Below are 15,864 nucleotides of genomic sequence, written 5' to 3' on the forward strand. Positions count from 1 at the left end.
TTAGCTTTCTCACTTTTTCGTTCATTCGTTTTCCTTTCTCGCTTTTTCTGTGATTCAACACAAAAAAAGGCAGGAGAAACCTGCCTTTTAAGCTTTATTTTTTAATCTTCTTGGCTAAGGGTTACGTTTTTTTGTGGCGAAAATGTTGAAATCGCATGTTTGAAAACGAGTTGTTGTTTGCCCTCAACATCAAGAAGCACCGTAAAATTATCAAAGCTTACGACACGTCCACGTAGTTGGAAGCCGTTTGTTAAGAATACCGTAGCTAGAATTTTCTCCTTACGAAGTTGATTTAAATATTGATCTTGTAACGCTTGTCCACCTTTGCTCATGTTTCTCTCTCCTATCTCTCTTTAAAATCAATCACACAAAAAGGATTGCTAGAAGAACATTGTCTTCTATTTCTAAAAATTATACCCTCATTTATAAGAATCAAACAGATTTGCTTTTAAAAATCGACTAATACAAGCGTTTGCTTGTCTTTCAGTTGATTCTTCTAGTGCATGAATCCAGTGAATCTTCATTCGGTTCCTAAACCAAGTCATCTGCCTTTTTGCAAAACGGCGTGAATTTTTCTTGATCAATTCGGCCGCATCCTCTTTTGAAAGCTCTCCATCAAAATATTGAAACAATTCTTTATAGCCGATCCCACGTGTGGCAGGTACATCGCCCAAAGACAGATCATATAACGCTTTTGCTTCTTCGATTAATCCTGCGTCCATCATCAGATCCACACGTTGATTAATTCGGTCGTAAAGCACAGAACGCTCTAATTCAAGTCCCAAAAAGAGAGGCTCAAATTCATCCGACAGCTCCGTTTCTACTTGATACTCACTAAAAGGTTTCCCAGTGAGTTCCATCACTTCAAGCGCCCGAATTACACGTCGTTTATTATTCAAATGAATCTGCTCAGCACTTTTCGGATCTTTCTCAAGCAATAAGTTATGGAGCTTAGACGCATCCATTTCTTCTAACCGAGCCCGGTACTCAGGATCTTCAGAGGCTTTTCCAAAAGAATAATTGTAAAAAACCGATTGAATGTAAAGGCCAGTTCCACCTACGACAAAAGGAAGTTTGCCTTTTGAATGAATCATTCGAATTCTCTTTTTTGTTTCATCTTGAAATGCTGAAGCTGAAAAAGATTCATTTGATTGTACAACATCAATCAGATAATGAGGAATCCCACGCATTTCGTTTTCCGTAATTTTGGCTGTTCCGATATCAAGCCCCTTATAAACTTGCATAGAATCACCGCTAATGATCTCCCCTTGCCAATTTTCAGCAAGTGATACACTCAGTTCGGTTTTTCCAACAGCAGTCGGACCGACAAGAACAATGACTGGTATTTTAGCCAAACGAAAAAACCTCCTTTTCGTCTACTACTAATTTATCATGAAAACGACGGCTTGGGAACTCTTTTTTGCCTAACAATGCTTGTCTAACGCAAAAGCACGTTCCTCATTCAACTTGGGAACGTGCTCGCGCTTTTCTATGTCTTTTGTCATTTATTTGCTTTTTCGGTCATGCCAATCTGCGGGTTCACGAGCATCTTTAATTTGTGTATCTAATTCTGCTTGTAATTTTTCTCGTGTTTTCTCGTCCCAATGGAATAACCGATTCATTTCTTCAAATACTTCGTCTTTCCATTCTAGTAGATAAGGCATATCGAAAAGTAAATAGCCGGTTCTTCTGAGTAAGAAATCAACTGGATCGATGACCGATTCATGATAAATCGAGTAGTGCAGCTCAGCATATAAACTATTTGGTAGTGTATCCATTCCTTTTTCCTTATGTTCTTGCGCATAAGTAAACAGTTGGTCGATATTTGTTCCAAATCGTTTTACCACTTCACGCGCTTCTTCAAGTGACCATCCAAAACGGTTAATTGCTTCTTTAGCTTTCTTGTCAATAAAGCTTTCCAAGTTTTCTGAGCCACCGATATCTCCGCCAGAAATTGGTAAATGTTTCGTTTGCACCGCTTTGAATGTTTTCCCAGTTTCTTTACTTAAGTCTTTCGAAATATCATCCAGAAGTTTTTCAGCCATTTTCCGGTAACCTGTCAATTTACCACCAGCCATTGTGATCAAGCCGCTATCCGAAAACCAAACTTCATCCTTCCGAGAAATTTCAGATGGGTCCTTTCCTTCTTCATAGATAAGCGGTCTAACACCTGCCCAGCTCGATTCTACATCTTTTTCCGTCACATGTACATCTGGGAACATATAGTTGATGGCTTTAATGACATAATTGTGATCGGATTCAAGTGCTTTTGGATTGATTGGCGATTCATCATAAAAAGTGTCCGTTGTTCCGACATATACCTTTTTATCACGTGGAATCGCAAACACCATTCGTCCGTCTGGTGTATCAAAATAAACAGCTTGTTCCATTGGGAATTTTTTCTTATCAATAACTAAGTGAATCCCTTTAGTTAAACGCAAATGTTTATTGTTGTGCGAATAGTCAAGCTTACGAACTTTATCTACCCATGGGCCGGCAGCATTAATCACACGATGTCCATAAATATCATACACTTTTCCAGAAAGTCGGTCTGTCACCGTCACGCCAGAAACTTGGCGTTTATCATCATAAATAAATTGTTCAGCTTTCGTATAATTAATTGCTTTTGCACCGAGCTCTACAGCTTTTTTCATCACTTCAATCGTTAGTCGCGCGTCGTCAGTCCGATATTCTACATAATAACCGGATCCTTTCAAACCATCTTTTTTTACAAACGGATTTTTAGAAAGCGTTTCTGCTTTCGACAAAATTTTACGTCGCTCGCTTTTTTTTACACCTGCTAAGTAGTCATAAAGCCGAATACCAGCAGAAGCCGTGAGTTTCCCCATATTTCCGCCTTTATGGAATGGAAGCATCATCCATTCTGGAGTCGTGACGTGAGGTCCATTTTCATACACGATCGCTCGTTCTTTCCCAAGTTCTGCAACTTCTTTTACTTCAAACTGTTGTAGATAGCGCAAACCGCCATGTACAAGCTTTGTAGAACGGCTTGATGTTCCGCTAGCAAAGTCATTCATCTCAACAAGAGCAACTGTCATTCCACGTGAAACGGCGTCTAATGCGATCCCTGCTCCTGTAATGCCTCCGCCGATGATTACAACATCAAATTTCTCATCTTGCATTTTTCTTTCGATCGTTTCTCTGTCAAAAGCTGAAAATAATTGTACCATGTTTTTTCCCCCTTCATATCTTGTTAACGCATCTACTGATCTATTCGCCTTTTTCCACCAAATGCTCCTTTTGAAACGCAAAAACAAAGTAAAGCTTACGCGAACAGAAAAAAAGAGACCACAAAACAGACGAATTACTCGTCGCTTGCAGTCTCTCTAATCTCAAATAGACAATTTAACTATTAACTTGTACCCATTATAACCAATTTTCCAAGAAAGAGAAAGTATTTTGTCTTAGAAAAAATCTTCTGTAAAATTTTATAGTAAAATGGAACTAGCAAAAGGCGCGGAATAGCAATAAACAACCCAAATGCAATGTTTAAAAGCGCTTTATTTTAGGTGGATTTTCCTTTTTTATATCTAAGGTCTCAAAATGTTAAAAATAACACCTTTATCCGTTACAGTATCCCGCTTCTGTGGTATTATTGATTGTGACTTAAAAATTACTTAATTTGAAATTACTGGATTGGGAGATGTTATTTTGAAAAGAACTGCTCGTTACAGTAGGAAATACGTGCCGAGTATTGACGGGCTTCGCGCATTGGCCGTTCTAGCAGTCATTGCTTACCATTTGAATTTTTCTTGGGCCAAGGGTGGTTTTATTGGCGTTGACATATTTTTCGTATTATCTGGTTATTTAATTACAAATATTTTGCTGACACAATGGGAAACTAAAAATACCATTGATTTGAAACAATTCTGGCTTAGACGCTTTCGACGATTATTTCCGGCCGCTTATTTTATGATCATCTGCGTTGTTATTTTTGCAGTTCTATTCAATCGTGATTTACTGCATAACCTTCGCGGAGATAGCATTGCTTCTTTTTTCTATGTGAGCAATTGGTGGTTTATCTTCCACAATGTTTCTTATTTTGATTCATTCGGAGTTCCCTCCCCACTGAAAAACTTGTGGTCTCTTGCGATTGAAGAGCAATTCTATTTAATCTGGCCGCTTTTCCTATATGGATTCCTCCGTTTCATCAAGAATCCAAAATGGCTATTACGAACTATTATTATCCTTGCCCTGCTATCTGCGATCTTAATGGGTATTCTTTACACACCTGGTAGCGATCCAAGCCGCGTCTACTATGGCACCGACACTCGCTTATTTGATTTACTCAGTGGTTGTGCCCTTGCTTTTTTATGGCCTTTCAATCGACTCAGTCCTAAAATACCGGCTAAAAGTCGGCTCACACTGAATATTGCAGGAACTATCAGCGTTATCTTATTCTTTGTCTTTGTTTATGCTTTAAATGAATATCAAACTTTTCTCTATCGTGGCGGCCTCTTTTTAGTCGCTCTTCTCGGAGTAGTGATGATAGCAACGATTTCGCATCCATCTTGTTACTTAAGCCGTGTATTTAGTCTTAAGCCACTTCGCTGGATCGGAACACGTTCTTACGGTATATACTTATGGCACTATCCCATTATTACGCTCACTACGCCTGTAACTGAAATCGGCCAACTAAGTATCATTCGACCGATCTTACAAGTTGCAGCAACTTTCATTATTGCTGAACTTTCGTATCGTTATTTGGAAACGCCTATTCGCAAACATGGCTTTTTCAATTTTATTCGTTCATTCCGCTACAAAAATTATTTTGTCTTTAAAAATAAACCCGTTGGACTTTGGGCATCCATTTTCGTCCTCGTCCTCTCAATCGGCACTTTTGCACTCGGAATGACTGGCATTTTATCTACCGAAACAAAAGCCGAAACGAAAAAAACAGAAGTGAAAAGTTCCAATCATGGCGAGCAAACAAAAGTCCCTCCGAAGAAGGAAAAACAAGATACAAAAAACAAATCGGAAACATCCAATAATGGAGCGCAGCAAAACAAACCAGAAAACAAACCTAATCAAGCAACTGTCCCTCCAAAAAAAGAGCAGCCTTATCCTTATAAGCAAACACTAGCTCTAGGCGATTCGATTATGATTGACATTGAACCCTATTTAAAAGAAACCGTTCCAAATGTAACAATTGACGGAAAAATTGGTAGACAATTATCTGATGCGATCGACCTTGCATCAAGTTATAAAAAATATAACACGAGTGATAGCGCAGTAATTATCGAGCTTGGAACCAATGGACCATTTACTGAAAAACAATTAAATCGTTTATTAGATCAGTTCGATCAGGCAAATATCTACTTTGTAAACTCTCGTGTTCCACGTGGTTGGGAACAAGAAGTTAATGCAGCGATTAATGCTGCAGCTGAAAATTATCCAAATTTAACTGTCGTCAATTGGTACTCGCTTGCTAAAGTCAACAGCAGCTACTTTGAACCAGACGGTGTACATTTGAAAAAAGAAGGCGCGCAAGCTTATGTGAATTTGCTCATGCAAACAATCAAAAAATAAAAAACGCTTTTCCAGCTCGTTGCTGGAAAAGCGTTTTTTTACGCAAAGATATGCTGCCAATTTTCTCGTTCATCTAAAAATTCACGGGCTAGTTCTTTTGCACCTTCTAAACTATGACTTGCCGCAAATCCGCACTGCACTTCATTACATGCTGGTACTTCATTTTGCACAAGACAGTCCTTAAGTGTCGCTTCTAAAATTCGGAGAAAGTCCTCATAATTGTCATGATTAATCATGGAAACGTAAAATCCTGTCTGACATCCCATCGGACTAATATCTACCACTTTATCCGAGTGGTTCCTCGAAAGCTCTGCCATCAAATGCTCAAGTGAATGAAGTGCCGGCATTTCCATATGCGCTTTGTTGGGTTGCTTGAAACGCACGTCATATTTATAAATTTCATCTCCGTTGAGACCCTTTTTCACCCCAGCAAGCCTCACGTAGGGCGCCTTCACCTTCGTGTGATCTAAATTAAAACTTTCTACATTCATTTTTTCACTCATAAAAAAGCTCCTCTCCACAATCTTTTGCTAGAATAGCTGATTTTTAGCTGTTACGAATTTGTTTCACTAGGTTCTTCTTTAATCTCAGGAATCTCTAACCAAGCATCGGCTGGTTTCCCTTCCAGTGCCTCATCGACAACAAACGAGCCATTCGAATAGCGATCAGCCGTCCGCACATTTTTCAGCTCGACTTCGACAAACTGTTCCTTATCCGTTTCAATCATCAACAATTCATCATCGGCCGCAAGGAAAACATCGAAAACGCGATGCGGGCTGTTTTTCAATTCGCGAAGCATAATCAAACCACGCTTAGCACGTGAAATTGGTTCAAATTCAGCAAGCTTCATTTTTTTCAGTGAGCCACGCTGCGTAAGCAAGAAGAGTTTTTTCGTCTCCTCTTTTGGAATAACAACGGCTCCACTTACCTCGTCACCGCTCTTCAAATTGATCGCCTTGACACCCGCCGTTCTTGTGCCAGAATCAGGTACTTCGCTGACAGCATAACGTAAGCCATAACCAAATTTGCTTGCAAGGAACACATCTTCTGACTGATCGATCACATCAACGCTTAAAAGCTCATCGTCCGCTTTGAGTTTAATCGCCATCATGGATTTAGAGTAGCGCTGCGGCTTGTAATTTGAAATAAGCGAGGTTTTGATCATCCCATTTCGCGTCACAAACAGGAAGTAATGCGCATCGTCGAATTTCGAAATGCCTTTTGCAGCAATAATTTCTTCTCCTTGAGCTAAATCACCTGCTAAGTGACTAATATGGTCACCCAAGTTTTTCCAGCGCATTTCTGGAAGCTCATGCACCGGTCGATAAATGAAGTTTCCGCGACTTGTAAACATTAGAAGCGAGTCCATCGTATTCAGTTTTTCGATAAAAATCGGGTGATCTAAATCCTTCATCGCCAAATCTTGACCATTTGAAGCGCTATAAGAACGCATACTCGTACGTTTGACATAGCCTTCTTTCGTCACCGAAACAACCACATCTTCACTTGCGACAAGCACTTCTGTATCAATTTTAATTTCTTCAATTTCAGCTTGGATTTCAGTCAAGCGAGCTGTTTTATATTTCTTCTTGATTTCTTTTAGCTCATCTTTTAAAACAGCGATAAGTTCGCTTGGATTCTGTAAAATTTTCTCTAGGCGACTGATTTTTTCTTGCAATTCCTTCGCTTCTTCTTTCAGTTCTGTAATATCTGTATTAGTTAAACGATAAAGTTGTAACGAAACAATCGCTTCTGCTTGCTTTTCACTAAAATCATAGCGATCTTGTAAATTTAGTTTTGCATCACGCTTATCTTTCGATTCACGAATCAAGCGAATGACTTCATCAAGAATCGAGAGAGCTTTTATCAGCCCAGCTAAGATATGCTCACGCGCACGTGCTTTCCGAATATCAAACTCCGAACGCTTTGTGATAATTTCTTTTTGATGCGCAATATAAGCGTCTAGCAACCCAATTAGCCCCATCAAAACAGGTCGCTTATTGAAAATGGCTACCATGTTGAAATTATAGCTCACTTGCAGATCCGTATTTTTGAATAAGTAATTCAAGACACCTTCTGCATTGGCTTCTTTTTTCAGTTCAATTGCAATTCTTAAGCCCGTCCGGTCTGTTTCATCACGAACTTCTGAAATCCCTTCAATTTTTTTATCCAGTCTTAGTTCATCAATCCGTTTGACAAGATTTGCTTTATTCACTTCATACGGAATTTCATAAACCGAAATTTGCTTTCTACCCCCACGGATATCTTCAATTGCTGTTTTTGAACGAACGACAACGCGACCTTTCCCGGTTTCATAAGCTTTCCGGATGCCATCAGCACCTTGGATAATCCCACCAGTTGGGAAATCCGGGCCTTTCACGATTTTAAGCAACGCCGAAAGATCACAATCAGGAGCATCAAGTCGTTTAATGACCGCATCAATGATTTCGCTCAGATTATGCGGCGGAATATCTGTCGCATAACCAGCAGAAATCCCAGTCGAGCCATTAACTAGCAAATTAGGAAAGCGAGCTGGAAGCACAGTTGGTTCGCTTGATGTATCATCAAAGTTCGGTACAAAATCAACCGTTTCCTTCTCAATATCACGTAAAAGTTCCGCAGCAATCGGAGCAAGCCTTGCTTCCGTATAACGCATCGCAGCAGCCGGATCTCCATCCACACTCCCGTTATTTCCGTGCATTTCAATCAGCACATTGCGCACTTTCCAGTCTTGACTCATCCGAACCATCGCATCATAAACAGACGTATCCCCATGCGGATGGTAATTCCCGATTACGTTTCCGACCGTTTTGGCCGACTTACGAAATCCTTTTTCAGCTGTATTGCCCTCTTCATTCATCGCGAATAAAATCCGTCTTTGAACGGGTTTCAGGCCATCACGCGCATCTGGAAGCGCACGTTCTTGAATAATGTATTTACTATAGCGTCCAAAACGGTCGCCCATTACCTCTTCAAGCGCTAAATCTTGAATTTGTTGTCCAGGTGTATTACTCAAGATTCATCCGCCCCCTCTACCATATTTTCGTTATCTAGGATATTGGAATCATCTTCCAAGCTAAATTCCACGTGAGATTCAATCCACTTCCGGCGCGGTTCTACTTTGTCTCCCATAAGGGTTGCAACGCGGCGTTCAGCTCTTGCCACATCTTCCATCCGAACACGAATCAAAGTCCGCGTTTCTGGATTCATAGTTGTTTCCCAAAGTTGATCGGCATTCATTTCCCCAAGACCTTTGTAGCGTTGGATCATGTAGCCTTTCCCAATTTTTTGGATAGCTCCATCTAGTTCGTCATCCGTCCAAGCATATTCAATTACTTCTTTTTTACCGCTGCCCTTACTCACTTTGTAAAGTGGAGGTAAAGCAATATACACTTTCCCAGCTTCAACAAGCGGCCTCATATACCGGTAGAAGAAAGTTAAGAGCAGCACTTGAATGTGCGCTCCGTCCGTATCCGCATCCGTCATAATGATCACTTTATCGTAATTGCAATCATCGACTTCAAATTCTGGTCCAACACCAGCGCCTACTGTATGAATAATGGTATTGATTTCTTCATTTTTCAAGATATCTTGAAGTTTCGCTTTTTCGGCGTTAATCACTTTTCCTCGAAGTGGCAAAATCGCTTGAAAATGCCGATCTCGACCTTGCTTAGCCGAACCACCGGCCGAATCCCCCTCCACCAAGTAAAGTTCGTTCCGACTTGCATTACGCGATTGTGCGGGCGTCAATTTCCCAGAAAGAAGTGTTTCTGAACGTTTCCGCTTCTTGCCATTCCGTGTCTCTTCACGCGCTTTTCGAGCGGCTTCACGTGCTTCACGCGCTTTGATTGCTTTTTTAATGAGCAAACTGCTTGTATCAGGATTTTCTGCAAGAAAATAAGCAATATGCTCCGCAACCACAGCATCCGTTGCCGCACGGGCTTCGGTCGTTCCTAATTTTTCTTTCGTTTGTCCTTCAAATTGAAGCATGCGTTCTGGTACGCGAACAGACAAAACAGCAGCTAAGCCTTCACGAATATCGCTTCCTTCAAGATTTTTATCTTTTTCTTTTAACAGCCCAACACGTTTGGCATATTCATTAAACACACGTGTCATAGCTGAGCGCATTCCTGCTTCGTGCGTCCCTGCATTAGGGGTGCGGACGTTGTTAACAAAGCTAAGAACGGTTTCCGAGTAGCCGTCATTGAACTGAAAAGCCATTTCGATTTCGATATCATTGCTTTCGCCTTCAAAAGCTACAACTGGATGTAAAACGTCTTTTCCTTCGTTGATATACTCAACAAAGTTTTTAACGCCTTCTTCAAAATAAAACACTTCGCCCATGCCAACACGTTCGTCAATCAGTTCAATACGTAAACCTTTAAGCAAGAACGCGGATTCGCGCAGACGTTCTGACAAGACTTCATAGTTAAACGATGTAACTGGGAAAATCTCTGGATCGGGCTTAAACCGGAGTGTCGTTCCTGTATCTTTTGCCTTGCCGATTTTAGTGAGCTTGCTGGCCGGTTTCCCGCCATGTTCAAAGCGTTGTTCATAAACAGCTTGATCCCGGTGAATCGTGACTGTTAGCCATTCTGAAAGCGCATTAACAACCGATGAACCCACACCGTGCAATCCACCACTTGTTTTATAGCCGCCTTCTTGGCCAAATTTACCACCAGCATGAAGAACGGTCAAAATGACTTCGACAGTTGATTTCCCCGTTTTATGCATACCGATTGGCATTCCCCGACCGTGGTCTGTTACACTGACACTACCATCTTCATGTAAAATAACTTTGATTTCTTTTCCATATCCATTTAAAGCTTCGTCGACCGAATTATCGACAATTTCATATACTAAATGATGAAGTCCGCGTACGTCGGTTGAGCCGATATACATGGCAGGTCTTTTTCGAACTGCTTCCAGTCCTTCTAACACCTGAATAGAATCATCATTGTATTCACTTTTTTTCATCTATCCATAACTCCTTTCAATTCCAAGTAAGTCGTATTTTCTTAAGCTGCTCTAGAAAGCCGTGAAAAAACAGGCCCGGAAAGAACCTGTTCACCTGTTAATGTTCCATTTCGCGGTAAGCCACTTTGATACACTTATCCATGATTACGGGATGGCTATCTTTTAAAAGCTCATAGGCTTCCTCGTTAAAAAGGCCCAGTTGTGCCCAGAAAACATCAGCATCCATTTTTAGAAAATCGCGTGCAACTTCTGGCAAAAACTCAGAACGCCTGAAAACGTTGACAATATCTACATGCTCGTCAATTTCGTCAAGGCTCGCTACCGTTTTCTCCGAAAGAATTTCTGACGCATTCGGATTGACGGGAATTATTCGGTACCCCGCTTCCTGCATGACTTTTGCAACTTGGTAACTCGTTCGTTCTGGTTTATCACTCAAACCAACAACTGCAATCGTTTTAGCAGATTTTAGAATTGTATCAATTTGTTGTTTACTCGGATTTTGCACGCCATTTACTCCTTTCGTTCTAACAAGAAGTTCGTTCGTTGTTTAACGTTTCATTCAAAATACTATTTTATCGTTTAAACTCCTCATTGTAAAGCCACTAGCCAAGAGTTGACTAAAAAGAGAAACCAAATTCCACGCTTTTTCACCATTTATGCGTAAACTATGCTATAATTCATAACAGAAAATACCGTTACAAAAGGGGTTTTAATATGATTGCCAAATTGGTTTTATTGTGCCTTGCTGCATACATCATTGGATCGATTCCATCCGGTCTTTGGATCGGGAAAATATTTTACAAAAAAGACATTCGCGAATTTGGTAGCGGAAATTTAGGCGCGACAAACTCGTTTCGCGTTCTTGGCGTAAAGGCAGGCTCTGTTGTGACTGTCCTTGACATTTTAAAAGGATCGCTTGCAACGCTTCTTCCTTTCTTCTTTTTACCGCAACTTGATGGACATTTTATGCTACTCGTGGGGGTTTTTGCAATCATTGGGCATAGTTTTCCCATCTTTGCTGGCTTCAGAGGTGGTAAAGCTGTTGCCACGTCGGCAGGGGTCGTCCTTGCTTATGCACCGCTTTTATTCATCGCAGCGATTCTTGTTTTTCTTTTAACGCTGAAAATCAGCAAATATGTATCATTAAGTTCGATGGTTGCAGCTGTGGCCGCATTTATAATCTCTCTTTTTATGGGCGATCTAATTTTAATTGTGCTCATCACTTGCTTAGCCCTATTTATCATTTGGCGACACCGTGCCAATATTAATCGAATTCGAAATGGTGAGGAACCTAAAATCACTTGGATGTAAAGCGAAGGAATTCAGCGTACTCATTGTACGCTGAATTCCTTTTTTTATCCAATTTGAATGCGATATTCAGACGTGAAAATGGCTTCTGGATCAAGCTGCTCGATGCCTGCTTTATCTCGAAGCTCAACGGAATTCCCAACGCCATCTGCAATTCCAAACCATGGTTCAATACATAAAAATGGTGCGTCATTCCCTGGTGTCCAGATGCCTACAAAAGGAAAATGTGGGAAGGAGACTTTAACAAAATGAGGATGTTTTTTCGAGCGAATCGCGATTTCATTCCCGCTTAGCCCCTCAAAAATCAAGGCATCATTTTCAAATAAAGAATAATCTAAATCGAGCGTATCCGTTTTTTCAGTAGAGAGAGCTTTCAACTCTCCGCTACGATACGGGCCTTCAAGTAAAAGCGTATCCAGTTTTTCTTTTTGACCAAAGTCAAGATAGTAATCTTCAAATTTTGTTCCTTCAGTAAGTGGAACGTTAAAGGCAGGGTGTGCCCCAATTGAAAAATAAATGCGACGATTATCTGTATTCTCAACTTGATATTCCACTCGGATTTGATCATCAAGTAAAGTATAAGTGACTCTTAAGCGAAACGAAAAAGGGTAGATAATTTTTGATTTGTCATCAGCGAGCAACTCAAGAACAACTTGATTTTCAACTAATTTGACTACGGTAAACACTTTATCTCGCGCAAAGCCATGTTGCGTTAAATGAAATGCCTCACCATCTACGTAGTATGTATCATCCACTAAGCGACCTACTGTTGGAAATAAAATAGGAGCGTGTCTCCCCCAAAACGCTTGATCGGCATCCCACAAGTAATCAAGCTCCGTTTTCTTGTGATAAATCTTCGTGAGTTCTGCTCCTTGCTCGGTTAACTCAACCAGTAGCGCCTCATTTTCTAATTTAATCATTCCTTGTCTCCCTTCAAATGAAATCGTTCAATTTGATCCCATTTTCCTTCTTTTTCTAGAATTTCTAGTTGAATATCTCCAAATAAATCATAATGCGGTAAATTCTTATGTCCATAATCAATATAGTTTTCTGGCAAGTGATAGCTTCGTCCCCATTTTTTTAAGGCCTCAACATCAGCGCTCGCCGCTTTTGTAACTGTTTTAGAATTTGGGAACCGTTCATCAATCCAGTAATGCGTTAAAAGTGCAATTTCGCCTCGTTCTGCCTTTTTTTTAAACGCCATTAATTCATCACGCTTTACCCCAAAGGCCATCTCGCTCACCCTTCCTCGAGTGCTTGCAAGTATTTTTCATGCCAATCTTTTAATTCTCGCTTTAGCGCAACCGGTTTAAAATCTTCTTTAGTGACACAAACATGTTTTGTTTCTCCGGTAATGGCAATTTCGCCACTATCTGCATAACGAATTTCATAGCCGTATGTGACGCGTAATCCGTCGTAAGCGACTAACCAAGTCTTAACTATTGCTTCTTGCCCGTAACGCAGTGGTTTTCCGTAATGAACCGAAACGTCAATCACCGGTGATAAAAAGCCGCGCTGTTCCATGTCGTAGTAGCGGAGTCCTAAGCTTTCTTCGATAAAGTGATTTCGCGCGAGCTCCATCCATACGAGGTAATTCGCGTGGTAAACAACGCCCATTTGATCCGTTTCTGCGTAACGAACTTCTATTTTGGTTTCTGTGTATGACATCCAATCGTCCCTCCAAAAAACAGTATCCTTCTCTATTTTAGCAAATTATCACTAAAAAAAGAAATCTAAGTATAATAAAAAGCCTCTTGTTTTCTAATTACCAGAAGCAATTCTAAAAAACAAGAGGCCGATATTTTACATTTAGTTATTTTTTAGCTTTTCAAGTTCAACTAAGAATTTGTCATTTAAGACACGAATGAATGTCCCTTTCATTCCAAGTGAACGTGAATCAATAACGCCGGCACTTTCTAATTTACGAAGTGCATTGACGATGACAGAACGAGTAATTCCGACACGGTCAGCAATTTTAGAAGCAACTAGCAAACCTTCTTTTCCATTTAATTCATCAAAGATATGTTCAATTGCTTCCAGTTCACTGTATGAAAGCGAGCTAATCGCCATTTGTACAACCGCACGGCTACGCGCTTCTTCTTCGATTTCTTCTGCTTTTTCGTGAAGGATTTCCATACCCACTACTGTACTTCCGTATTCAGCAAGTAAAAGATCATCATCTGTAAAGTTGCTTTCCATACGGGACAAAATCAAAGTTCCAAGACGTTCTCCGCCACCAACAACAGGAACAATTGTCGTTAAGCCTTTTGTAAATAAATCGCTATTTTCAATTGGAAAAGCTGTGTATTGGCTGGAAACTTCCAGGTTTGCAGAAGTTTCATTAACATTAAATAAACTTTGTGTGTACTCTTCTGGAAATTGACGTTCAGAAAGCATTTGCTTCATCCGTTCATTTTCAATCGGTAAAATTTCGGAATAACCAAGAAGTTTTCCTTTACGACTAACAATATAAGTATTGGCTTCAATAACATCACTCAGTGTATCAGCCATTTCTTTGAAGTTTACAGTTTTCCCTGACGTGTTTTGTAACATTGCATTAATCTTTCTTGTTTTTTCTAATAAGCTCATAATTAGCTCCTCCTAAAGTTTTATAAAATAAATTGAGTTAAATCTTTACTTTGCATAATCGAATCAAGCTTTTCATTCACATATTTTTCTGTGATCGTTACTTGGTCTAAGTTGATATCAGGTGCTTCGAAAAGCAGATCTTCAAGCAGTTTTTCAAGAATCGTATGGAGTCGTCTTGCACCAATATTGTCTGTTTCTTGGTTAACTTGAAAAGCAATTTCAGCGAGTCTTGCAACAGCTTCTTTGGTGAAAATAAGTTCAATGCCTTCTGAGCGAAGTAATGCCTTATATTGCTTGATTAGTGCGTTATCCGGCTCAGTTAAGATCTTGACAAAGTCCTCTTGCGACAATTTATCCAGTTCAATCCGAATCGGAAAGCGACCTTGAAGTTCAGGAATCAAATCAGATGGCTTAGACATATGAAACGCTCCAGCGGCAATAAATAAAATAAATTCTGTATTAACAAGTCCGTATTTCGTTGCCACTTGGGAGCCTTCAACAATCGGAAGGATGTCCCTTTGCACGCCTTCTCGTGAAACTTGGGCGCCGTTTCCGCCTTCTTTTGCCGCTACCTTATCTATTTCATCTATAAAGATAATTCCCGTCTGTTCAGCTCTTCTCACAGCTAATGCTGCTACTTCTTCTTGATCAATTAATTTTGAAGCTTCATCCTCAAACAAGATTTGCTTCGCTTCTTTTACCGTCACTCGGCGTTTCTTTTTATTTTTTGGTAAGAGACTGGAAAAAGCTTCCTGCATCCCTGCTAATTGATCCATTCCCCCACCGCGCATCATGTCAAACATTGGGGTTTGTTGTTCGGTCACTTCAACTGTCACCATTTCATCATCTAGCTCGCCTCGTTCTAGCCGATACTCAAGTTGATTCCGTTTTTGCTTCAGCGTTTCATCAACGGGCTCATTTTCTTCTTCTGCCGAACGAGAAGCGTTTTGAAAGAGTGCTTCAAATGGGTTTTGCGAAGTTGTTTGTTTTTTCTTTTCTGCTGGTGCTAGCAATTTAATAATTTTCTTCTCAGCATTTTTTTCAGCTTTAAAACGTACTGATTGCATTTTTTCTTCTTTTACAAGACGAACAGAAACTTCTACTAAATCACGAACCATCGATTCGACATCACGTCCAACATAACCGACTTCTGTAAATTTCGTAGCTTCTACTTTTGTAAAAGGAGCTTTTACTATTTTTGCAATTCGACGTGCAATTTCCGTTTTCCCAACACCAGTTGGTCCGATCATTAAAATGTTTTTCGGAACGATTTCATCGCGCATCGCTTCTTCCATCATCATTCGGCGATAGCGATTTCTAAGGGCTACGGCGACTGATTTCTTAGCACCCGTTTGACCAATAATATATTGATCTAGCTTTTCAACAATTTGACGTGGCGTTAACTCTAAAGTTGCTCCGTTTTCCACCTCTATCACCTCT

At 40.2% G+C, this 15,864-nt stretch carries 14 protein-coding genes; 2 read left to right on the forward strand and 12 right to left on the reverse strand.

The features are described from left to right. Nucleotides 1-101 precede the first annotated feature (101 nt). The 3 genes from hfq to HCK02_RS00445 form a co-directional block, all read right to left on the reverse strand. Nucleotides 102-332, reverse strand: a complete 231-nt coding sequence (gene hfq, locus HCK02_RS00435; protein WP_167628033.1) for an RNA chaperone Hfq — start codon at nucleotides 330-332, stop codon at nucleotides 102-104. 87 nt (nucleotides 333-419) lie between these two features. Continuing rightward, on the reverse strand, nucleotides 420-1,355 hold the full coding sequence (gene miaA / locus HCK02_RS00440; protein ID WP_167628035.1) for a tRNA (adenosine(37)-N6)-dimethylallyltransferase MiaA: 936 nt from the start codon (nucleotides 1,353-1,355) through the stop codon (nucleotides 420-422). Between the two features lie 150 nt (nucleotides 1,356-1,505). Next, entirely contained in the window at nucleotides 1,506-3,191 is a 1,686-nt protein-coding gene (locus HCK02_RS00445; protein ID WP_167628037.1) for a glycerol-3-phosphate dehydrogenase/oxidase, read from the reverse strand. Between the two features lie 481 nt (nucleotides 3,192-3,672). On the opposite strand from HCK02_RS00445, the gene HCK02_RS00450 reads away from it, so the two are divergent. Continuing rightward, nucleotides 3,673-5,550, forward strand: coding sequence for an acyltransferase family protein (locus tag HCK02_RS00450; protein ID WP_167628039.1), 1,878 nt, complete (start codon nucleotides 3,673-3,675; stop codon nucleotides 5,548-5,550). A 38-nt stretch (nucleotides 5,551-5,588) separates the two neighbouring features. Here the strand turns inward: HCK02_RS00450 and HCK02_RS00455 are convergent, their stop codons facing one another. The 4 genes from HCK02_RS00455 to HCK02_RS00470 all read right to left on the reverse strand — a co-directional run bounded on the left by HCK02_RS00455 (nucleotide 5,589) and on the right by HCK02_RS00470 (nucleotide 11,032). After that, nucleotides 5,589-6,053 (reverse strand): S-ribosylhomocysteine lyase, encoded by a 465-nt coding sequence (locus HCK02_RS00455; RefSeq protein ID WP_167628041.1) that lies wholly within the window; start codon nucleotides 6,051-6,053, stop codon nucleotides 5,589-5,591. Between the two features lie 50 nt (nucleotides 6,054-6,103). After that, nucleotides 6,104-8,566, reverse strand: coding sequence for a DNA topoisomerase IV subunit A (gene parC, locus HCK02_RS00460; RefSeq protein WP_167628043.1), 2,463 nt, complete (start codon nucleotides 8,564-8,566; stop codon nucleotides 6,104-6,106). Beyond that, nucleotides 8,563-10,527, reverse strand: a complete 1,965-nt coding sequence (gene parE / locus HCK02_RS00465) for a DNA topoisomerase IV subunit B (RefSeq protein WP_167628045.1) — start codon at nucleotides 10,525-10,527, stop codon at nucleotides 8,563-8,565. The genes parC and parE overlap by 4 nt, the downstream gene beginning before the upstream one ends. A gap of 97 nt (nucleotides 10,528-10,624) precedes the next feature. Further along, nucleotides 10,625-11,032 carry a CoA-binding protein gene (locus tag HCK02_RS00470; RefSeq protein WP_167628047.1) on the reverse strand — a complete coding sequence of 136 codons (408 nt, stop codon included), beginning with the start codon at nucleotides 11,030-11,032 and terminating at the stop codon, nucleotides 10,625-10,627. A gap of 209 nt (nucleotides 11,033-11,241) precedes the next feature. On the opposite strand from HCK02_RS00470, the gene plsY reads away from it, so the two are divergent. After that, entirely contained in the window at nucleotides 11,242-11,838 is a 597-nt protein-coding gene (gene plsY, locus HCK02_RS00475) for a glycerol-3-phosphate 1-O-acyltransferase PlsY (protein ID WP_167628049.1), read from the forward strand. 44 nt (nucleotides 11,839-11,882) lie between these two features. On the opposite strand, the gene HCK02_RS00480 is transcribed toward plsY, so the two are convergent. From HCK02_RS00480 to hslU, 5 genes are all read right to left on the reverse strand, one after another. Next, nucleotides 11,883-12,755, reverse strand: coding sequence for an aldose 1-epimerase family protein (locus tag HCK02_RS00480; RefSeq protein ID WP_167628051.1), 873 nt, complete (start codon nucleotides 12,753-12,755; stop codon nucleotides 11,883-11,885). Next, complete coding sequence (locus HCK02_RS00485) at nucleotides 12,752-13,069, reverse strand: hypothetical protein (RefSeq protein ID WP_167628053.1); 318 nt, start codon at nucleotides 13,067-13,069, stop codon at nucleotides 12,752-12,754. Before HCK02_RS00485 ends, HCK02_RS00480 begins: the two co-directional genes overlap by 4 nt. A gap of 5 nt (nucleotides 13,070-13,074) precedes the next feature. After that, complete coding sequence (locus HCK02_RS00490; protein WP_167628055.1) at nucleotides 13,075-13,503, reverse strand: acyl-CoA thioesterase; 429 nt, start codon at nucleotides 13,501-13,503, stop codon at nucleotides 13,075-13,077. Between the two features lie 141 nt (nucleotides 13,504-13,644). Then, nucleotides 13,645-14,424: a GTP-sensing pleiotropic transcriptional regulator CodY gene (codY, locus tag HCK02_RS00495; RefSeq protein WP_167628057.1), complete on the reverse strand. Its 780-nt coding sequence runs from the start codon at nucleotides 14,422-14,424 to the stop codon at nucleotides 13,645-13,647. Between the two features lie 20 nt (nucleotides 14,425-14,444). Next, on the reverse strand, nucleotides 14,445-15,851 hold the full coding sequence (gene hslU, locus HCK02_RS00500) for an ATP-dependent protease ATPase subunit HslU (RefSeq protein WP_167628059.1): 1,407 nt from the start codon (nucleotides 15,849-15,851) through the stop codon (nucleotides 14,445-14,447). Nucleotides 15,852-15,864 lie beyond the last annotated feature (13 nt).

Source organism: Listeria valentina (assembly GCF_011800755.1).
Classification (GTDB): Bacteria; Bacillota; Bacilli; order Lactobacillales; family Listeriaceae; genus Listeria; species Listeria valentina.

Excerpts from the sequence above, each read along its gene's own strand:
- hfq (WP_167628033.1), bottom strand. The coding sequence starts at position 332 with ATGAGCAAAGGTGGACAAGCGTTACAAGATCAATATTTAAATCAACTT.
- HCK02_RS00445 (WP_167628037.1), bottom strand. The coding sequence starts at position 3,191 with ATGGTACAATTATTTTCAGCTTTTGACAGAGAAACGATCGAAAGAAAA.
- HCK02_RS00455 (WP_167628041.1), bottom strand. The coding sequence starts at position 6,053 with ATGAGTGAAAAAATGAATGTAGAAAGTTTTAATTTAGATCACACGAAG.
- parE (WP_167628045.1), bottom strand. The coding sequence starts at position 10,527 with ATGAAAAAAAGTGAATACAATGATGATTCTATTCAGGTGTTAGAAGGA.
- plsY (WP_167628049.1), top strand. The coding sequence starts at position 11,242 with ATGATTGCCAAATTGGTTTTATTGTGCCTTGCTGCATACATCATTGGA.
- HCK02_RS00480 (WP_167628051.1), bottom strand. The coding sequence starts at position 12,755 with ATGATTAAATTAGAAAATGAGGCGCTACTGGTTGAGTTAACCGAGCAA.
- HCK02_RS00485 (WP_167628053.1), bottom strand. The coding sequence starts at position 13,069 with ATGGCCTTTGGGGTAAAGCGTGATGAATTAATGGCGTTTAAAAAAAAG.
- HCK02_RS00490 (WP_167628055.1), bottom strand. The coding sequence starts at position 13,503 with ATGTCATACACAGAAACCAAAATAGAAGTTCGTTACGCAGAAACGGAT.
- codY (WP_167628057.1), bottom strand. The coding sequence starts at position 14,424 with ATGAGCTTATTAGAAAAAACAAGAAAGATTAATGCAATGTTACAAAAC.